The sequence below is a fragment of the Desulfovibrio intestinivivus genome, assembly GCF_053570665.1.
This window is the reverse complement of the sequence record NZ_JBRBQT010000001.1, coordinates 1,639,480-1,659,415: the sequence shown is the minus strand read 5'-3', so window position 1 is coordinate 1,659,415 and position 19,936 is coordinate 1,639,480. Positions and strand designations below refer to the sequence as shown.

At 59.7% G+C, this 19,936-nt stretch carries 16 protein-coding genes; 7 read left to right on the top strand and 9 right to left on the bottom strand.

The window, feature by feature from the left end:
• Positions 1-63: 63 nt before the first annotated feature.
• Genes ACUZ9P_RS07145 through ruvC form a run of 3 tightly spaced genes read left to right on the top strand, consistent with a single transcriptional unit; the run spans position 64 to position 2,249 of the window.
• Positions 64-927: an SPOR domain-containing protein gene (locus tag ACUZ9P_RS07145; protein WP_449249191.1), complete on the top strand. Its 864-nt coding sequence runs from the start codon at positions 64-66 to the stop codon at positions 925-927.
• An 8-nt stretch (positions 928-935) separates the two neighbouring features.
• On the top strand, positions 936-1,739 hold the full coding sequence (locus ACUZ9P_RS07140) for an MlaE family ABC transporter permease (RefSeq protein WP_449249190.1): 804 nt from the start codon (positions 936-938) through the stop codon (positions 1,737-1,739).
• A 6-nt stretch (positions 1,740-1,745) separates the two neighbouring features.
• Positions 1,746-2,249: a crossover junction endodeoxyribonuclease RuvC gene (gene ruvC, locus ACUZ9P_RS07135; RefSeq protein ID WP_022657884.1), complete on the top strand. Its 504-nt coding sequence runs from the start codon at positions 1,746-1,748 to the stop codon at positions 2,247-2,249.
• A 76-nt stretch (positions 2,250-2,325) separates the two neighbouring features.
• Here ruvC and ACUZ9P_RS07130 read toward each other — a convergent pair whose 3' ends face one another.
• On the bottom strand, positions 2,326-2,811 hold the full coding sequence (locus tag ACUZ9P_RS07130; protein WP_449249189.1) for a flavodoxin family protein: 486 nt from the start codon (positions 2,809-2,811) through the stop codon (positions 2,326-2,328).
• Positions 2,735-2,926 (bottom strand): NAD(P)H-dependent oxidoreductase, encoded by a 192-nt coding sequence (locus ACUZ9P_RS07125; protein WP_449250244.1) that lies wholly within the window; start codon positions 2,924-2,926, stop codon positions 2,735-2,737. Before ACUZ9P_RS07125 ends, ACUZ9P_RS07130 begins: the two co-directional genes overlap by 77 nt.
• Before the next feature lie 134 nt (positions 2,927-3,060).
• On the opposite strand from ACUZ9P_RS07125, the gene ACUZ9P_RS07120 reads away from it, so the two are divergent.
• The gene (locus ACUZ9P_RS07120; protein ID WP_449249188.1) at positions 3,061-3,450 is read left to right on the top strand and encodes a winged helix-turn-helix transcriptional regulator; all 390 of its coding nucleotides are present in this window, start codon (positions 3,061-3,063) and stop codon (positions 3,448-3,450) included.
• 33 nt (positions 3,451-3,483) lie between these two features.
• Here the strand turns inward: ACUZ9P_RS07120 and ACUZ9P_RS07115 are convergent, their stop codons facing one another.
• A complete protein-coding gene (locus ACUZ9P_RS07115) occupies positions 3,484-4,920 on the bottom strand; it encodes a TIR domain-containing protein (RefSeq protein ID WP_449249187.1) in 1,437 nt (478 codons plus the stop codon).
• Between the two features lie 254 nt (positions 4,921-5,174).
• Positions 5,175-5,771 carry a peptidylprolyl isomerase gene (locus ACUZ9P_RS07110; RefSeq protein WP_449249186.1) on the bottom strand — a complete coding sequence of 199 codons (597 nt, stop codon included), beginning with the start codon at positions 5,769-5,771 and terminating at the stop codon, positions 5,175-5,177.
• Between the two features lie 310 nt (positions 5,772-6,081).
• On the opposite strand from ACUZ9P_RS07110, the gene ACUZ9P_RS07105 reads away from it, so the two are divergent.
• The 3 genes from ACUZ9P_RS07105 (at position 6,082) to murJ (ending at position 11,039) form a co-directional block, all read left to right on the top strand.
• Positions 6,082-6,786 (top strand): Bax inhibitor-1/YccA family protein, encoded by a 705-nt coding sequence (locus ACUZ9P_RS07105; protein ID WP_022657880.1) that lies wholly within the window; start codon positions 6,082-6,084, stop codon positions 6,784-6,786.
• A gap of 90 nt (positions 6,787-6,876) precedes the next feature.
• A complete protein-coding gene (rnr, locus tag ACUZ9P_RS07100; protein ID WP_449249185.1) occupies positions 6,877-9,423 on the top strand; it encodes a ribonuclease R in 2,547 nt (848 codons plus the stop codon).
• A complete protein-coding gene (murJ, locus tag ACUZ9P_RS07095; protein WP_449249184.1) occupies positions 9,423-11,039 on the top strand; it encodes a murein biosynthesis integral membrane protein MurJ in 1,617 nt (538 codons plus the stop codon). Before rnr ends, murJ begins: the two co-directional genes overlap by 1 nt.
• 160 nt (positions 11,040-11,199) lie before the next feature.
• Here murJ and ACUZ9P_RS07090 read toward each other — a convergent pair whose 3' ends face one another.
• The 5 genes from ACUZ9P_RS07090 to ACUZ9P_RS07070 all read right to left on the bottom strand — a co-directional run bounded on the left by ACUZ9P_RS07090 (position 11,200) and on the right by ACUZ9P_RS07070 (position 19,931).
• Positions 11,200-11,997 (bottom strand): hypothetical protein, encoded by a 798-nt coding sequence (locus ACUZ9P_RS07090; RefSeq protein WP_449249183.1) that lies wholly within the window; start codon positions 11,995-11,997, stop codon positions 11,200-11,202.
• Positions 11,998-12,047: 50 nt separating this feature from the next.
• The gene (locus ACUZ9P_RS07085) at positions 12,048-12,554 is read right to left on the bottom strand and encodes a metal-dependent hydrolase (RefSeq protein ID WP_449249182.1); all 507 of its coding nucleotides are present in this window, start codon (positions 12,552-12,554) and stop codon (positions 12,048-12,050) included.
• Positions 12,555-12,755: 201 nt separating this feature from the next.
• Entirely contained in the window at positions 12,756-15,041 is a 2,286-nt protein-coding gene (locus ACUZ9P_RS07080) for a vitamin B12-dependent ribonucleotide reductase (protein WP_449249181.1), read from the bottom strand.
• Positions 15,042-15,563: 522 nt separating this feature from the next.
• Positions 15,564-18,068 (bottom strand): small ribosomal subunit Rsm22 family protein, encoded by a 2,505-nt coding sequence (locus tag ACUZ9P_RS07075; protein ID WP_449249180.1) that lies wholly within the window; start codon positions 18,066-18,068, stop codon positions 15,564-15,566.
• On the bottom strand, positions 18,069-19,931 hold the full coding sequence (locus ACUZ9P_RS07070; RefSeq protein WP_449249179.1) for an ASKHA domain-containing protein: 1,863 nt from the start codon (positions 19,929-19,931) through the stop codon (positions 18,069-18,071). It lies immediately after the preceding gene.
• Positions 19,932-19,936: the final 5 nt, after the last annotated feature.

The window sequence follows — 19,936 nt, the reverse complement described above, 5'->3', positions numbered from 1 at the left end:
GACAAGACGCGCCTTAACGGTTAAACCAAACCCCGCAGATTACCGCACGACGGAGGATAATGAATGGCCGCCCCCTTACGTAAACCCCGCAAATCCGCCATTTCCCAACCTTCTGGCGAGAAGCGCCGCTTTGTCATCCGCCTTTCGGGGCCAATGCTTGCCCTGCTGGGCGCAATCCTCTCGGTTGCTGTGGGCTGGTCATTTTTTATGGGATTCATGGTCGGGCGCGGGCAAAACCCTGAAACGCGCGTGGAGCAGATGACCGGCATGATCTCCAAGGACGCGCCCAAGGCCAAACCAGCTCCGGAGACCCCCGCGCCTGACGCGGCAGCTCCGGCGGCACAGGCCGAAACCGCCGATGCCCAGAATCCGGCCCCCGGCGCTGAGGAAAATCAGGCTACGCCCGCAGGCGCGCCCCAACCCGGCAAACCGGGGCAGGATCAAAAGGGACAGAAAGCAGCAGCCCAGCCGCCGCAGGGCAAACAGGGCCAGCAATCCCCGCAGGGGGCCTATCCCTTTGCGCAGCCTTCGGGCAACAGTCTGGCGGCCTGGGGCATCAAGCCCGGCGCCAACCAGAATGGGCAGGGCCAGGGCGCTCAAGCCAACGGACAGGCCAGCGCACAAAACGGGGCGCAGGCAGCAAAGCCCGCACCGGCCAAGACTGGCCCGCAGTTTGATTATGTATATCAGGTAGCTGCATTCAAATCTGACGAAGACGCGGACAAGCTGCGCACCCGCCTTGAAGGCAAGGGGCTGCGCACCCGCACCCAGAAAAACGGCAAGCTCGTGCTGGTTATGGTCAGCATTCGCGGAACGGAAGACGATGCATTCAACCTGCGTGAAGACCTGCGCCACATGAAGCTGGGCGTACCCATTCAGATTTCGCAAAAACCTGTTTCAAGCAAACCGCAAAAATCAGGGCGGTGAGGCAAACCATGACCGCAACCGAAAATTTCGGCGATTTTCTGCGCAGGATAGGCCGCCCCTGCCTGAACGGCATAGACGCTCTTGGCAACACTGCACTGTTCATGTTTGGAGGCCTGGCCCAGATATTTGCCAGCCCCAAGATTTTTCCGCGCACCATGCAGCAGCTCTATGTCATTGGCTCCAAATCGCTCTTTCTTATCATGCTGATCGGCGTGTTCTGCGGCATGGTGCTGGGGCTTCAGGGCTACTACACACTGGTGAAGTTCGGCTCCGTGGGCATGCTTGGCTCCGCCGTGTCGCTTACCCTGATCCGCGAGCTTGGGCCGGTGCTCACGGCCATCATGCTCACGGGCCGCGCCGGGTCTTCCATGACGGCAGAAATCGGCGTCATGCGCATTACCGACCAGATTGACGCACTGGACGTCATGGACATCAATTCCATGGGCTATCTGGTCAGCCCGCGCCTCCTGGCCTCGCTCATCGCCTTTCCGCTGCTGACGGCGGTATTTGACGTTATCGGCATCATCGGCGGCTATCTCACGGGTGTGCTCATGCTGGGCATCAACGAAGGCGCGTATTTTTACCGCATCACCAGCTCGGTGACGGCAACGGACGTGAACGGCGGTTTCATCAAGGCCGTGCTCTTTGGCCTGCTTGTGACCACCATCTGCTGCCGCCAGGGCTATTACACCAACAAGAGGCGCGACAGCGTTGGCCCGGAGGCCGTGGGCAACGCCACCACCTCCGCCGTGGTTATTTCCTGCGTGCTGATTCTTGCGGCTGACTACATTGTTACCTCATTTTTGCTGTAGCAGACCATGCAGTCTGTAACGGTCATCGGCATCGACCCCGGCTCCCAGCGCACGGGCTGGGGCGTGGTGCGCGAGGTTTCGGGCGTGTTGCAGCTGGTGGACTGCGGCGTGGTGCGCACGGCCTCGGCGGGAAAGGAATTTTCTGACCGCCTCGCCCGCATCTATCATGAGCTTTCAGGCGTTCTGGCCCGCCTCAAGCCGGAAGAAGCCGCCATTGAGCAGGTCTTTACCGCCAAGAACGCGGCTTCGGCCCTCAAGCTTGGTCAGGCGCGGGGCGTTGCCGTGGCCGCCTGCGCGGCGCACGGCCTCACCATCAGCGATTATGAACCAACCCTTGTCAAAAAATCCCTTGTGGGAACGGGCCGAGCAGAGAAGGAGCAGGTGGCCTTTATGGTGCAGCGCCTGCTCAACGTCAAAAACGCCAACTGGGCGCTGGATACCTCCGATGCGCTGGCTGTGGCAGTATGCCACCTGACCGTGCGCCGCTTTGCCGCCCTGGCGGGCAAGTAGAGTCCACCAAAGTCCGTATCTCAGCAGTTTTCCCTGCCCGCCTGATTTCCTCTCGCCCATGCGCTGGGCCTGCCGTCTACGCGGCGGGGTATTCCGCCATATGTGGAACCACGGCCTTGCCCAACCAGTCAATAGCTCTGCCCAGATGCCGCATATTTTCCAGGGCAAAGGCGTCCTTTGCCGCATCCCCCTCCGCATGGCCGAAGCCCACGTTCCAGTAGGTCGAACCGGGAACCAGCATCTTGGACATCAGAAACATATGGTTGATGCTGTCATAGGCATGGGTGGCTCCGGCGCGCCCCGCAGCCACTACTGCCGCGCCAATCTTGCCCTGAAAAAGGCCGCCGTTCACATAGGCCACAAATCCGGCTCTATCCACCAGTGCCTTCAGTTCCGCAGACATATCCGTGAAATAACAGGGCGTACCCAGGATCATGGCGTCCGCTGCCAGCATTTTTTGCAGCAGTTCGTTGAGCATGTCGTTGTCAAAAACGCAGCGCCCGTTTTTGAGTTCCGCACATTTTTCGCAACCACGGCAGCCCTGAATCTTCTTGCCGCCCAACTGTACAGTTTCCCACCTCCCAACCAGCCTCGCGCAGGGGCACAAGGGCCTCATGCAGCAAAAAAGCCGTATTGCCGTTTTTTCTGGGGCTTCCGTTTATGGCCAGTACTTTCATGATGATTCTCCTGAGTGCTAGATTTGCACCCATACTATGCCTAATCTGCAAAAGTTGAAGTACTGACAAAAAATTCATATAATGACGCCAATAACAGGTACTGACAAATAGTATAGTTTTGAACAGGAAAGCGTATGGACACTCCCGACATTTGCCCGCCCGTACAGGGCAATTACCGTTGCCATTTTGAACTGACCTTGCAGCTCATTGGCGGCAAGTGGAAATTGCTGGTTATTTATTTTCTTTCATTGCAGGAAGTTATCCGTTTCAGCCAGTTGCGGCGAGCCCTGCCGGAGATCAGCGAGCGCATGCTGGTGCGCCAGTTGCGCGAACTGGAAGAAGACGGCCTTGTACACCGCAAGGTCTACGGCACGGTGCCGCCGCGCGTGGATTATTCGCTCACGCCGTTGGGCGTGTCGCTTGTGCCCATCATGGAATCGCTGAAAGCCTGGGGCAGCATGTATGAAAAAAGCCGTAGCCAGACTGAGTCTGACCACGGCGAGAGAGCTCAAATCTGTAAATGAAAAGCTTCAATAACGGTAGCTAACGACACCTAATCAAAGGCGAGTCGCCAAATTGTCATACCCAAGCAATGAAGCAGGGTTAAACTCTGTAAAGTCCCACCTTGGCAGTTGACGTGCTCCACGTTGATAACTCGCCAAGAGCGGAGCAAGTTCTTCCTTTGAATCAATACCCAGCAGCACCTTGACCTTTTCAAAATAAGATTTTGAGATAGCCCGAGCAAAAATTTCAAATGAACTATTATGATAGTCAACATAAAGTAATGTTTCTGGCCACCACCTCCTGTAACTGTCTTGGCTCTCAATTTCAGCTCTCATGAACGCGACAAAATCCGCTTGTAATAACTGGCGAAAATCTATTCCTATCCCAACACAACGTTCTTTTAGCAAGTCGGCCCTAAGAGAAAGTCGCCCAAGATTTAATCTTTTATTTCGGCGAGTTAGAGAAGATAAATTCCCTCGAAAGACCGTAAAGTTGACCATCTTGTTCAAACCACTTTCTATATCCATTGCCGCATAATACTGTTGTTGCAGAAGAAAATTAGCATTTTCAAATCTATTATATTTAATCATGATAGAAAGCACATACAAAAACAATTCATGAATAATAAATCTATAGTTGTCAAAATCCCATTCACTCCAGCGTGTCACATTCTGCGGCCTACTCATGTATGGAATAAGTTTTTCAAAAAAACGATGGATAATTTGTATATATTCATCGCTATCGTTGTACTGCGCAATTATGACAAAAATCTGAATAATTTCATTGCGGTATGGCAAAAAATCTTCAATATTCTTCACCACAGCATCGTCAAACTCTCCAGAAGGATTAGATATGCGAATCCGTTCTAGATTGTCAGCAAAAATTGTGCAGTATTCATCAAAAGCTCCCGCAGCATGAGATTTATGATTTTTTATTGCATCAACGCAGCGTTTGAAAGTTGCTGTCGTTCCAAGAGTGATTTGATTATCTTCTGATAGAAAATGAGGCCTTTTGCCAATTTTTGGCTTTTCATATAGCGGCTTATCAAAAATCCAGCGTAGTAATCGCTCAAAATTATCCGCATACCTGTCAGCTTCACTAAGGTCTATATAAATTCGAGATTTATAGTATGTAGGGAGATACGCTTTACCATTTTCGTCTTTACCGCACACAATAGCTACAAACTTCTCTTGAGATTGGTTTTCATAAACCTCTTTAGAAATAATCTGAGTTTCTGTTCCAACCCCACCGAACCTTCCATCTGCTTTAGCCGCGTAGGTTTCATCACAAATAATTGCCACTTTCTTGATTTCAGGATCAGTGACCATCTTCTCCATAAATACAACAGAATCATGCCCTTCTTTAAGATCCCATTTGTCTAAAATCACGTCTACGCCTGATTCACGCAGCTCAGTTGCAAGGTCAATAACCCACTGTTCATGCTCTACATCTGACCAACTATACGAAATAAAAAGTTTTGGGTTTTCCATTGTGCGACTCCACTAAAATTAGGGGATTTTTTTGACTATAGGAAAGAGGCAAAACCACATGCAAAAAATTCTGCTCTTGTTTGCACCTCATATCAAACGCATTTTATATAAATAGCATGTGATATAATGACAACTGCTAAAAGTCCCCCAACCATGTAAAATACCCCACCGAATTCTAAAAAAAACGGAGGGCTCAACGAACCCTCCGTCTACACACGGCCGGCAGTGCCGCCGTATGATCATTCTTTTGCGGTTTATTCCACGATAACGGCCTTCTTGATAATCACGCTTTCCATGGGCACGTCGTCGTAGTAGCCCTTCTTGCCGGTCTGCACGGCGGCGATTTTGTCTACCACTTCCTGCCCCTTGATGACCTTGCCAAACACGGCATAGCCCCAGCCCTGCGGCGTCTGGCTCTTGAAGTCGAGGAAGTCGTTATCCTTGGTGTTGATAAAGAACTGCGCAGATGCCGAATGCGGCTCGCTGGTGCGGGCCATGGCGATGGTGTACTTTTTGTTCTTGAGGCCGTTGTCTGCTTCATTACGGATGGAGGCGCGGGCAGACTTCTGCTTCAGGTCGGGGGTAAAGCCGCCGCCCTGGATCATGAAATTCTTGATAACGCGGTGAAACACCGTGCCGTCATAAAAACCGGATTTGACGTACTGCACAAAATTGGCCGTGCTGATGGGGGCTTTGCGGGCATCAAGGCGCACCACAATGTCGCCAAGGTTGGTTTCAAGCTTCACAGCCGGATCAGGATCAGCAGCCTGCGCCTGCCCTGCCAGGGCAAGCATGCCACCGAGGCAAAGAGTCAGTGTAACTACACGAAAAAAAACACGAATTGATTTCATGGATTACTCCTCGCAATATGATGTGCCGGGTCTACCCCGGCAGGCCGCAAGGTAGCACGCTGCTTTACACGCAGCAAGCGCGGCCAGGCGGACTGCACCAGGGCAGCCTCAACCCGAGTTCCACAAGCTCCAGCCATGCTGTACGCAGCCGCCAGCGCCGAACTTTCCCCTTCCGGCCCTTGCTAAATGCCGCTGCCGTTATTATACTTGAACTCAGAAGACAATCTTCAAGCCCGCCCGACGGCACTGCGGCACGGAGCCGTAGCCGCCGAACGGACTGAGCGCCTTCAACTGCTTTTCGGAGGATATAATGTCATACAGCCGCAGTGTTGCTCAAAGCGCCGCTACCAGCGTTGCTTCCCTTTACATGCGTCAGGTCTATCAGTGGATGACGGCCGGTCTGGCAGTAACCACTGTCGTGGCCTACGCCGTTGCCAGTTCGCCTGCCGTGCAGGCGGCCATTTTTGGCAACACCATTGTGCTTATTCTCATGCTGGTGGCCCAGTTCGGTCTTGTCATCGCCCTTTCGGCGGCGGTTCACAAAATGTCCGGCGGCACGGCCACGGGTCTGTTTCTGTTGTATTCCGCTGTTACGGGCGCAACCCTTTCGTCCATCTTTGTAGTGTACCCCATTGCGTCCATCGCCAACGCGTTTCTGGTAACCACCGGCACCTTCCTTGCCATGTCGGTCTACGGCACCGTCACCAAGCGCGACCTCACGTCCATGGGCAGCTTTTTGTTCATGGGCCTCATCGGCATTGTCATTGCCTCGCTGGTGAATATCTTCCTCAAGAGCAGCATGATGGACTTCATCATCAGCTGCCTTGGCGTGCTGATCTTCACCGGCCTGACCGCCTATGACACGCAGAAGCTGCGTCGGTTCGGCGAAAACGCCCCCATGGAAGACGGTACCGCCGTGCGCCGTGGCGCCATCCTTGGCGCGCTGACGCTCTACCTCGACTTCATCAACCTTTTCCTCATGATGCTGCGCCTGTTCGGCGGCAACCGCGAGTGATGCGGTACTGCGCCAACGCAGCCTGAAATTTGTGCGATCGGGGGCGAAAGGCCATGCCTTTTGCCCCCTTCTTTCGCACTACGGAACCCTATGAAAAAGAAAAATTTCCAACGCGGAGCGCCAGGCGCTCCCTCCCATACCCCCGGCTTTCCCTCGCGAGAGGAACTGCTGGAGGCCTTTTCCGCCCAGACGCGCCCCATGCGCGTGGACGGCCTTTTGCGTGTGCTGGGCCTTGCCCGCCGCGCCAAGGGCGACCTTGAAGTCGCTCTGACAACACTGGCCGAACAGGGCCGCCTGCTGCGGCTGCGGGGCGGCCTTTGGGCACGCCCAGAAGCCCTCAAACATATTACGGGCCGCTTCAGTTCGCTGCGCGACGGCGGGGGCTTTGTTACGCCCATGCGACCGGTTGCCGAGGGTGAAAACAACCGCGACAGCCAGCTGGAATTTACCGGCGCGCGCGATGTGTATATCCCCGCGGCGCTGACCGGCGAAGCCTGGCATCAGGATATTGTGCGCGTGGCGCTCTCCCCCGGTGCATCGCGCGGCCCATCCCCCGAAGGACGCATTGTTGAAGTCGTGGAACGCGGCCTCAAGGAAATCCCCGCCCATGCCGCCCACCGCACAGGGAATACACTTTTTTGCCGTCCGGCGGACGCGCGTCTCTCCGTCAATTTCAGCGTGGAGCTGGCTGCTGGCGAAACGCCCCCCGAGCCTGGCACTCTGGTATTGCTGGCCCCGGTGCAGCGCCTTGCCTCCGACCTTTGGACAGCCCGCATTGTGGGCGACTACGGGCGCGAGGACGATGTGGCCGTGCAGGAAGAACTGGTCAAGCTCAACCACGAGGTTCCGCGCGACTTTCCTGCCGGGGTGCTGGCTGAGGCCCAGCACCTGCCCAGTGGCCCCACGCCTGAAGACATGCACGACCGCGAAGACGTGCGCGGCCTGCCCCTTGTGACCATTGACGGCGCGGATGCCCGTGATTTTGACGATGCTGTGGAGGTCGAAGACCGCCCTGGCGGCGGCTGGCTGCTGCGCGTGGCCATTGCCGATGTGAGCCACTACGTGCGCCCCCGCGGCAACGGCAGCACCGGAGCGCTGGATGCGGAGGCCCTCTCGCGCGGCAACTCCTGGTATTTCCCCAAATCCGTGGAACCCATGTTGCCGGAGGCTCTTTCCAACGGCCTGTGCAGCCTGCGCCCGGACGAAGACCGCCTCGCCATGCTGGCGGAAATTCCCTTTTCCGCACAGGGCAAGCCCGGCACACCGCGCTTTGCTCAGGTGGTCATGCGCTCTGCGGCGCGGCTGACCTACGATCAGGTCAAGGCCTGCATGCTCGACAACGATGCCGCAGCCCTTGCCGCCCTGCGCGAAAACCCCCGCGGTGAAGAAGTTATCACCATGCTGCAAAGGGCCTTTGCCCTGTATGCGGCTCTGCGTGATGCCCGCCGTCAGCGCGGCAGCCTTGATTTTGACCTGCCCGAGGCAGACAGCCGCCTGGACGAAGCCGGACGCGTTGTCTGGATCGGGCATCGCCAACGGCACGATGCCCACCGCCTCATTGAGGAATTTATGATCGCGGCCAACGAGGCCGTGGCTCGCCACCTGGGCGATGTGGGCATGCCCTTTCTCTACCGAGTGCATCCCTTGCCCGACCCGGAACGGCTGGAAAGCCTTTTTGACACCCTCGCGGGCGTGGGTATGGAAGACCTGCCGCCCCGGCCGGAAGCCGCAGCCATGCAGGGCATTCTTGCCCGCGTGCAGGGCACGGATCAGGAATTTCTGGTCAACCGCCTCTGTCTGCGGGCCATGCCGCAGGCGCGCTATCAGCCTTTCAACGAAGGACATTTTGGCCTTGCTTCGCAGGCCTACTGCCACTTTACCTCGCCCATCCGCCGCTATGCGGACCTGCTGACCCACCGGGCGCTCAAAACAGCCATGGGCATCGGCGTGGGCGCGCTGGCCGCAGGGCAGAAGCTGCTGCGCATCAGCGACCAGATCAACAGGCGCGAACGCGCGGCCATGGCCTGCGAACGCGAGATGGATCGCCGCATGGGCTGCCTTGCCCTGCTGCCCCGCGTGGGCGAACACTTCAAGGGCATGGTGGCCGGGGTCACGGACTTTGGCATTTTTGTGGAACTGGCCGACATGCCTGTGGAAGGCATGATCCGCATTGATGACCTCGGGGATGACTGGTACGACTTTGACCCCCGCACCATGAGCCTTGTGGGCCAGCGCTCCGGCGTCATGTGGCGCATGGGCCAGAGCCTTGAAGTCGCGCTGACGGAAGTGAATATGGGGCGGCTTGAAATCCGGCTCATGCCGCTGGAACTGCCCAAGGCGGCGCAGGGCAACTGGCGCGGCAGGGGCAAAACATCCCGCAAGCCTGCTCACAAGGGCGACGCAAAACCGGGACGTACAAGCCGTTCCGGCGGTTCGCGCTCCGGCTGGAAGATCACCTCGCCTGGTGACGAGTCCAGCAAGAGCGGGGGCAAGGGTGGAGCAAAGGGCAAGGCCCGCCGCAGCGAGGGGGGGCCAAAGCGAGGCCCCAAGGCTGGAGGCCAGGGCAAGGGCGGTAGCACCGGTTCTGGCGCGCGCGGGCGCAGCGCGGGCAACGGCAGCAAAAAGCGGGACCGCTGATGGCACTGCTTTCCGCACAGCAACGTATGGGCGCAGCCGCGCTCATACTGGCGGCCAGCACGGTTCTTTCGCGCCTTATGGGCCTTGCGCGCGACAAGATCATTTCGTGGCAGTTCGGCGCAGGCGGCGAATCCGATATGTATTTCGCCGCCTTTGTGGTGCCGGACATCATCAATTATCTGCTGGCGGGCGGCTTTATGTCCATCACCATCATCCCCCTGCTGACCCGCAGGTTTCAGGAGGATGAGGCGGACGCATGGCGCTTTTTTTCCTGTGTTTTCTGCTGGATGGCGGCTGCCTCCACCCTGCTGACCCTTGGCGGCATGGCCCTTGCGCCCTGGCTGGCGCAGGCGGTGGCCCCCGGCTTTAGGCCGGAGCAGTGGGAACGGCTGGCCTTTTTTATGCGCATCATCCTGCCCGCCCAAATTTTCTTTTTGTGCGGGGCATGCGTCACGGCCCTGCTGTTCATGCGGCGTCAGTTCCGCGTTCCGGCGCTGGCCCCGCTGATCTATAACGGGGCCATCATTGCCGTGGGCCTGCTGCTGCCCTGGCTGGCAAGCACACAGGTTGCGCAGGCCGCTCTTCCCGCAGGCCTGCTGGCCCACATGGACGGCATGACCGGCTATTGCGTGGGCGTGGCCCTTGGCGCGGCCCTTGGCACCTTTGTACTGCCCCTGCGGGTGGCGGCCCAGCAGGGCCTGCGCCTGCACATGGAATGGCGGCACCCGCTCATGGGCAAATTTCTGCTCACGGCCCTGCCCCTCATGCTGGGGCAAACCATCATGATGCTGGACGAGCAATTTTTGCGGGTCTTTGGCAGTCTGGCGGGTGATGGCGCGGTGAGCCTGCTCAACTACGCGCGACGCATCACCCAGGTTCCTGTGGGGCTGGTGGGTCAGGCCGCCGCCGTGGCGTCCTATCCCTTTTTGGTGGCGCTGCTGGCGCAGGGCGACACCGAGCGCTTCAACTCCACCCTGCGCACGGCCCTGCGGGCCAGCGTTGCCCTCATCATTCCTTGCGCGTTCTGCATGGCGGCCACAAGCTGGCCCATCCTTGGCGTTATTTTTCAGGGCGGGCGCTTCAGCCTCGCAGACACGCTGGCTACCTTGCCGCTCACCCGCATCATGCTGGCCTCCACGCCCTTCTGGATTATCTACATGGTGCTGGTGCGGGCCTACTACGCCCACGGCGACACCATCACCCCGGCTGTGACCGGCAGCATCATGACGGCGCTGTGCATACCCATGTACTACTGGTGGGCTGTTCCCAACGGGGCGTGGGCCATCGCGGCCCTTTCGGGCCTGAGCGTGAGCCTCTACGTACTCTGGCTGGTGGGCATATGGATTCGCCGCCACGGCTGCGGGGCCTTTGCGGGCCTGACCGGGCTTGCGGCGCGGGTGATCTTTTGCAGTCTGCCCGCCACGGCTGCGGGCTGGTGGGTCTCTGAGGTCTGCATGCGCTCGTTTACCCTGTCCCCCATCCTCAAGGCCTGCGTGGTGCTGATGCTGGGCAGTTGCGCCTTTGCGGCCCTGTTTCTGCCCCTTGCATGGCAGACCGCGCCCGAAGCTCTGGAGCCAGTACTGCAAAGGCTGCGGCGCAGGCGCGGCACAGCCTGATTCTGCGGGATAAACCAAGCTTGAAACGTTCGGGGGAGGGCCATCACCCCTGAAACATTTATTGGCTGCGCAAGCCCGCTCTTGAAACCGACCGTAGTCAGAGCGCGTCATCCTTAGCCGCACCTCTTCCATATCACATCTGATCAGGCTGCCCATAGGCCTATGATTTTGCCTCTGTGCCAGTGGCATGCCTTTGCTGCAACCGCTGCTCCAGCAGGGAAACCAACGCGCTCGCCAGCAGGGCCGCGCCCGATGCAAGGCCGTAACACAGCCACAGGGACAGATGCTCAACCCCTGTCATCACCACCACCGCAAAGGCTATGCAGCCAAACCACCCAGCCATAATGCCCCGAAAAATGCTTATCACGGCCCCAGCCCCCAGCGTGGCATGGGCAAAGGGCACAATGGAGCAGACCATGACCGGAAAAAACATGAGTACGCCGCTCCAGCCGGGGCCAAGCCAATGGGCGGCCTCCGTCACGGCAAAGACCAGCCCGGCCCCGCAGGCCATCTGTATGGGAACGCGCACATAGGCCGTCATAGCATGGCCGGGCCTGCACATTGCCACAACCCTCGGCAGGCAGGTCAGTACCAGCACCGGAGAAAGTGAGGACAGCGCCACTGCCCACAAATGCGTGAACGGCAGGTGCAGCACTGCCCAGCCCCCGCCAAAAAATCCGCACAGAGCCGCAGGCAGGGCCACAAACCAGGGCAGGCCCCAGGCGGCAAGCCAGGGATAGACAAGCGCTGTTATCGTGCAGGCCAGCACCCCAAGCAGGGTGTTGAATGAGGCTGCGGCAGAAAAAGCCGCGCCCTGCTCCAGCGTGAGGAAAAAGGAAACCGGGCCGGAAATGAGCGGCAAGCCAGCAATGACGCCGCCCACAAATGAGCCCCAGCGGCGGGCCACCAGCAGGCACATGAGAATAAGCAATGGCGTGAGAAATATTTTGACCAGCATCTATGCCGCCCTGTGAGTGCAAAGAGTCCGCGCCGGGTGTACCCGCCGGATCAGAACCAGCTTCCGTGGCCCAGTTTGCGGGTCAGGCGCAGCAGGTCTTCGTGAAAGAACAGCCACGTTGCCCCTGCCACACAAGCCAGAAAACAGTATTCACCGAGGCTCCCTGTGGAGCACAGCTTGAACGACAGTTTGTTCTGGCGCGAAAAAGGCGTCAGCGGCACCCCTGAGGGGGTCAGCATATCCAGCAGCACATGGCTCAGCCCGCCAAAACCCAGGCCAAGAAGGGCATCGCGCCCCAAGGAACCAAGGCTGGCAGGCGGCAGGGCAAAAGCCGCCACGCAAACCGCCAGCCACCAGCCGAACCAGTGGGTTGTGCCCCGGTGGATGGCGTTGAACACTTTTTGGCGGCCCCTGCGGGTGGGGGCGAGGCCCGCAATGCGCTGATCCAGCACATCGGGCAGCACAGCGCCAGCGCAAGCCGCCGCCACGCCCTCCCAGGGAAGATGCAGCGCCAGCGCCGCCGCCACAGCCGTGGCCTGATGCGTAATCCATTTCATGGTGTAAACCGCTTATGAAATAACAGTGCGGGGAAGCGCCTCTTGTACAAAAGAGCGCCCTCCCCCGCAAGGATATTACTGATCTGTTTGCTGCTTGCCTTGAGCCGCCGGGAGCTGCTGCGCGGATTTTTATAAAACCGCTCTGCCCCGCCTGGGCCAGGAGACCCCGCAAAATATCTTGCCGTCAGTCAGTTCCAATCATTACCCGCAACGCGAAAAACCGCAGCCGGGGCAGATGAGGCAGCCTTCCTGAAATACCAGCGGTTCGCCGCATTCAGGGCAGTTCTGGGCTTGCAGGTCGTTGACGTCGCCGATGTGCTCATCCTTGAGATAGCGCCTTTCCAGCACCCAGGCGATGGCATCGGGGATGGAAAGCAACAGCCCCTTGCCGCGAAACACGGGGTGCTCGCCGCCGATGCCCTTGATCTGGGCCACAACATCGCGCACGTGCACGCCGGAGCGCAAGGCCAGCGACACCAGGCGGCCAATGGCCTCGGCCTTGGCCGTGATGGAGCGGCCAGACTTGCCTATGGTGGCAAAAACCTCAAAGGGCTGGCCGTCAACCTCGTTGACGGTGAGGTACATCACGCCAAGCCCGGTGGGCACCTTCTGCGTGAAGCCCCACACAATGTCGGGCCGCTTGCGCACGCCAGCCCCAACCTGGGAACCAGACGAACCAGACTGCGCAGGCTCAGCACCGCTTTCGCCGTCCATTTTCTTTTGCCCTTCGCCCGTGGCCAGCACCTGGATGCTCTTGCAGCCGTCACGGTACACAGTCACGCCCTTGCAGCCTTCCTGATAGGCCAGCCAGTAAATATCAAAAATATCCTGTTCCGTTGCGCTGTTGGTCAGGTTCACGGTTTTTGACACGGCATTGTCGGTATGGCGCTGAAAGGCCGCCTGCATGCGCAAATGCCACACAGGGGCGATATCCATAGCCGTGACAAAGACCTTGCGCAGCTTGGCGGGCAGGTAGTCCATTTCCTGAATGGAACCCTTGGCCACCACCGCATCCATGAGCTCGTGGCTGAACAGCCCGGCATCGGCAAGGGCCGCCTCAAAGTGGGGATTCACCTCCACAAGGCGCTCGCCGTCAAGGATATTACGGGTAAAGCACAGGGCAAACAGCGGCTCCACGCCGGAAGAGCAGCCCGCGATGATGGAAAGCGTCCCCGTGGGCGCAATGGTGGTTACCGTGGCGTTGCGGTAGGGGCCAAGCTTCTTTTTGGCGTACACCGATGTAGCGTAGGAAGGGAAAGCCCCGCGCTCCACAGCCAGTTGGGCCGAGGCCTTGTGCCCCTCCTCCTGAATAAAGGCCATGATGCGCTCGCCAAGCTCAAGGCCCTGCTGCGAATCATAGGCCATTTCAAGCTGGTAGAGCAGGTCGGCAAAACCCATGACGCCAAGGCCGATCTTGCGGTTCCTGCGCACGGTTTCTGTGATGCTGTCCAGCGGGAAACGCGAGGCATCAATGACGTTGTCAAGAAAGCGCACAGAAAGGTGCACCACGCGCTTGAGCTCGACCCAGTCAATGCAATCGCGGGCCGGATCAGCCGCATCGTTATGACCTGGAATGTAAAAGCACGAAAGGTTGATGGAACCCAGATTGCAAGCCTCGTAGGGCAACAGGGGCTGCTCGCCGCAAGGGTTGGTGGATTCTATCTCGCCCTGGTCAGGCGTGGGATTGTCGCGGTTGATGCGGTCAAGAAACACAATACCCGGATCGCCGGACTGCCAGGCCTTTTTGACCAACAGCTCAAAAATCTCACGCGCGCGCAGGCGGTTGATAACTTCGCCGGAATTGGGAGCAATGAGGTCGTAATGCTCATCGTTTTCCACGGCGCGCATGAAGACTTCTGTCAGTCCCACGGAAAGATTGAAGTTATTGAACTCGCCTTCTTTTTCCTTGGCGCGAATAAATTCAAGGATGTCAGGGTGATCCACGCGCAGAATGCCCATATTGGCCCCGCGCCTCGTGCCGCCCTGCTTCACCTGCTCTGTGGCGGTGTTGAAGATGCGCAGAAACGACACCGGCCCAGAGGCAACGCCCCCGGTGGAACCCACGCGGCTATCCTTGGGGCGCAGGCGCGAAAAGGAAAATCCCGTGCCGCCGCCAGACTTGTGGATCATGGCCGCGTATTTGACCGCGTCAAAAATTTCTTCAATGGAGTCGCCCACCGGCAGCACAAAGCAGGCCGAAAGCTGCCCCAGATCAGTGCCCGCATTCATGAGCGTGGGCGAATTGGGCAAAAACTTCCAGCTGGTCATAAGGTCATAAAAATCGCGCGCCAGCACGTCGCCCTTGCAGGTGGACTGGCTGTACTTGGCTTCCTCGGCGGCAATGCAAGATGCCACCCGCCAGAAAAGATCACGCGGGGTTTCTACCTGCTTGCCAGTCAGATCCTTGCGCAGATAGCGCTTTTGCAGAACAACTTCCGTATTGGGCTTCAACTGTGGCTGCGGCAAATTCTTGGGCATTGTGAGCATGAAAAAACAGCCTCGTATTTAAGGTATGCAGCCGCCAAGGCGGCTCCGAAGTTTCCAGATAACTAACCGCAAAACAGAAGCCGCAGCATGGCGGCTCGGGTTAGGTTCTTAATAATAAGTGGTGAGTATACACGGAACAGATGCAAATAAAAGTCCCTGAAAACCCGCATACTACCATTAACATACTTAATTATTTATATAAATTAATAATAAAAATAATCAATAGCGACAAAAAACTTTAGACGCTTCCAGCTCCGCACCCATTTTTTAGCCAGTGGCGCGGATATGCGGGGCAAGTTTTTTTGAGCAAAATATTGCGCGGGCAACCTGGTTGGAGGTGGTGGAAAATGCCTCGCGACCTTAAGGGGTACCTATGAGCATTCCGGGCCGAAAATTCTGCGGAGGGCGCAGCGGTTGCGCGTCATACACAGGAAAGGGGAGGCAAAAGCCCCCCCTGAAGTTTGCAGCTAAACAAGGCTATGCGGAACAGACAAAAACATCTGTGCCGAAGTCCCGTATAGCCTAAGGCTTGTTGCGACGCGGGCCAGAAGGTTTGCCAGCACGATTGCCGCCAGGCCGCCGGTCGCCAGAGCGGTTGTCAGAAGAACCTCCACGGCCCTTTCTGTCCTGCCCGCCCGGTCTGTCCTGACGGTTGTTCCGATCCTGCCGCCCCTGCTGATTGGGCCGATTGGGCCGATCAGGCCTGTCCGAACGGTCAGACCTATCTGAACGGTTTGAACGGTCGGGCTGGCCCTGCCGATCCTGGCGGCCTTTCCGGTCCGGACGGTCGTCACGGCCACGGCGGTCATCCCTGCCCGAACGATCATCGCGGCGCGGCCTGTCGTCACGGCCTGAACGGTCGTCACGCTGAGGACGGTCATTGCCATGAGGCCGGGATGGACGCCCGCCCTGCCCCCTGCGGTCATCCCCCTGACTGCGGTCGCCCTGCGGAGCGCGGGACGGACGGTCTGGATAGCCCTTTCCTGCGGGCTTATTGCCTTCGCGGGTGCCCTCACGGCTTCCATCCCTGCCGCCTTCTCTATTGTCCCGGTTGTATGGCCCGGGCCTGCGCCCTTGTTCATCAGCACCGGGGCGATGCTCAGACCGGGGGGCTCCCCCCTGCTGCGCCGGAGGGCTCACCTGCAAGGCGCCGCTTTTGCGGTCGCGTGGCCCGCCAGCGGCAATGGAAACAGTCAGTTCATCACCAGAGGCCAGAGATTCGGCATTTTCCAGCAGCAGTATCCCCTTGCCTGAGCAGGCGTAGCGTGCCCTGCCCGCCAGCCCCGGCACCATAAAGGGAGCAGAAAGCACCCTGGCGGCCAGGGGACCGGACGTTTGCGCTTCTGCCTCGGGCATGGCGGCAAGCAACAGGGGGGAGAGGCTCAGGCCGCTTTTGCCAAGGCCCGAAGCTTGCGACAGGTCTTCAAGCCACAACGGCGCGCCTTCGCTGCCAAAGGTAAAGTGGCACCATGTGCGCCCGCCCTGACCGCGCAGCAGGGGGCAATCAGCCTGATGCGTACAGGGCGCAAGGGCCGTCAGCCCGCCGTCAACGGCAAGCTGGCGCAAACGCATGATGGTGGAGCCGCCAAGGCGCGTACCGGGCTCCACAAACAGCAGGGAAGGCCCAACAGGGGCAGGGCTGCCCGCAGCCGCCTCGCCGCGCGAACCCACGTGGTCAAAAAACGGCGACAGGGATTCAAGGAAGCTGTCGAGCCGATCCTCGCGGCAGCCTTCCGGCTTTTCGCCATCGGCCTCGCCCGCAACGGGATTGCCGTCAATATCCATGTCCTCGGCATCCAGCGAATCAAATTCGTCCTCATCTTCTATGGCGCTTGCGCCGCGTGAACGCTTTTTGCCAAAACGCAGTTCGTTGAGCACGTTGGCCGCGCTGACCAGCCACGGACGTGCCCGCCCGCCAGAAAGCAGGGGGGCAGCCTGCCGCACGACCTGATCAAGAGGTGCACGGGCAACGCGCACGGGCCATACGGGCTGGCCCGTCAGTTCGCCCAGAACTTCCATAAGGGTTTTGCCCAGTTCAAGCGGCTGCGACGAGGTATCCAGCGCCAGCACCTGCACTGGGGCGCTGCGCCATTCAGGCCTTGCCAGCCAGAGAGCCAGCGGCAGGGTCAGAGGGCCAGAACCCACGTCCATCAGCAGAGCCTCGCCACCCTGCGGAGCCACCGCGCGGGGGTCGGCCAGGGGCAGGCTTGCCAGCAGGCGCGTGAGGCGCACGAGATTCCATGGCAGAAAATAATACAGATAAGCGCTGATGGAAGCCGGAGAACTCCAGTACGGACGCGCCAGCCCGGCACGCTCTGTGGTCAGAAGGCGCGAGAGTTGGGCCACGTCATCGGGCAATGAGCGCTTGTGCCCCGCATTGAGCGGCCATACCTTGGTCAGGGCTTCGGGCAGCAGTTCCAGAATGCGCTGTGTTTCAGCCGAAAGCGGCGGGAACAGCGCTCTGGCGGCAGGCCATGCCCCCGATTCAAAAGAACGCGCTGTGGGGCGCTGATTCTGGCGCTCGAAGTTGCGCTGCCCGGAAGGAGCAACGTCCCTGTCGCCCTCGCGCTTCTCAGGCCGGAATGCAGGCCTGCCGTAGCGGTCCTTGGGTGCGTTGGGCGAACGTCCATCCTGACGGCGGTCGTCACGCCGATCAGCGGGGCGATCATTGGGACGCCTGTCGTCACGGCGATTGTCGCGGGGGTCTTCTCGCCTCCCATCACGCCGGGCATCACGGCGTTCATCCTGCCCCCTGGAGGGTCGACTATTGGGGCGACCGCCAGGTCGGCTGCCGGGCCTGTCGTCACGGCGGTCAGAGGAACGCCCGTCCCGGCGGTTATCCCGGCGGTCGTCCTGACGGCCAGAGTTACGGTCATCGCGTCCAGCAAATCTGCCGTCCGCGCCATCGCGCCGCACGGGCCTGTCGTCAGGTCTGCGCGGGGACTGGCGGCGGGGCTGGCTGGTGCCCTCGCCGGAACGGCGGCTACGCCGATCGGAATCGTTAAAAGAATCGTCTTTCGCGGACATTTATACTCCAAAGCGCATACGGCGCAGATAATCGGTGTGAAAATTCGGTTCGTCTACAAGGGGAAGCACCACGGCCTCGCGGCACATGCGGGCCAGAGGCGGAATTTTTTTGCTGTGCAGCGCAAGCAGCGCGGCTCCGTCCAGCGCACTATTGCCCACAGCGCGGATGCGCGGAGCCAGAACAGCGGGGACAAAGCCCAGAGTTTCAAGGTCGTCCGGCCTGACATATTCGCCCAGCGTACCAGCCAGACATACTGCCGCAACATTGCTGGCGGGAATATCCGCCGCGCGCAGCAGCGCATCCAGGGCCAGAGCAAAGGCAGCCTTGACCTGCAACAGGGCCTCCACATCAGCGGCGGCAAGCCACAGGCCATGCGGCAGGCGCAGGCGCGCGCCTGACCGGGGCAGGCCGGATGATGGGGGTTCCCCTGCCAGATTGGGCTGCTCCAGCCCGGCAGCCAGCTTGCGCGCCAGCGGCATGACCGGATTCGCCACAAACTGCCCATCGGTGCGCAGAACACCCGCGCGCAGCAACAAGGCCAGCAGGGACAAGTATCCTGTGGCGCTTATGCCGCGCGCAACAGCTCCCGCAGATCCAACTCCAGCGCCAGCCGCAGCCCCTGCCGCAAGCCCCGCAGGGTTCTGCCCCGCGTTTGCGCTCTGGCATGCAGAGCACGGGCAAGCACTACTCTGCGCCATATGGTGATGCGCCGCATCCGCTGCATTTTCTGCATCCGGGGACGCGCTTTCATAAAACTGCGCAGCAAGCCCCAGGGGCGTGAGCGTAAAGCCCGTTACCACACCGGGGCCAGCCAGCTGCCCGCATTCAGGCCCAATACCTTCCAGAGCCGGGCCAAGGGGTACGCTGGTCAGCCACAACTGTCCAGTCTCGGTTACCAGTGCAAGCTCGCCGTTGGTGCCAAGGTCGGCCAGCACAAAGGGCCGGGGAACCTCCGCCTCCAGCAGGGCGGCCAGCCCCGCGCTCACATCGCCGCCCACAAAGGGCGCGGGCAGCGGCGGTACATAGAGAGGTGGGAAATCCGGCAGCGCAAGTGTTTCATCGCCGCTGTGCGTCAGCCTGTACGGCGCTGCGCACAGACCCTCCACATCGCGATCAAGAAAAATATCCGTCATGGCCGTATTGGCAGCCAGACACAACCGCGTCACCCGCCCCGCGCCCGTCTGCGCCAGCGAATCCATGATGCCCAGCAGTAGCCGCCGGGCAAGCCCGGCCAGCACGGCCCGCCCCTCTGGCGCGCGTGCCACGGCAAGGCGCGACATGACATCCGCCCCGGCACCGGCCTGAGGATTGAGCGTACGGCCCTCAGCCACTGCCCGGCCCTGCATATCAAGCGCCCGCCAGCAGAGGGATGTGGTGCCAAGATCAACAGCCAGCGCCAAATCCGGCGGCGTTATGCCGTGGCCGGGCAAATGCCCTGTCGCTTGCGCTCCCGCAGGCAGAACAAGATTCTCCGGCGGCAACTCAAGATCAAGCGCTGCAACGCTCCCCGCCGCAGCCATTTCTGGGTCGGGCACCTGACGGCGGCAGGCCAGACGCCAGCCAGCCTCCAGTTGCGGGGCGGAAAAAACGTCCTCCTCCGCAGGCAGGCATGGCGGCGCATGGCGCACAAAACGCACGCGGCAGCGCCCGCAACGCCCAAGCCCGCCGCACAGGGGCAAAGGGCGCACCTGCCCAGAAAGCCAGATGGCCTGCGAAAGGCTTTGCCCCGGCCTTGCGGCAATAGTTACAACTGGCGCGGCTGGAGCAGCCACGAGTGGGTCTGCAAAGGCATGGTCACTGGCCGAAAAAAGACGTACAAACATCCTTTGAGATTGCCTGACAGGCCCTGGAAAGGCAAGCATGGCGC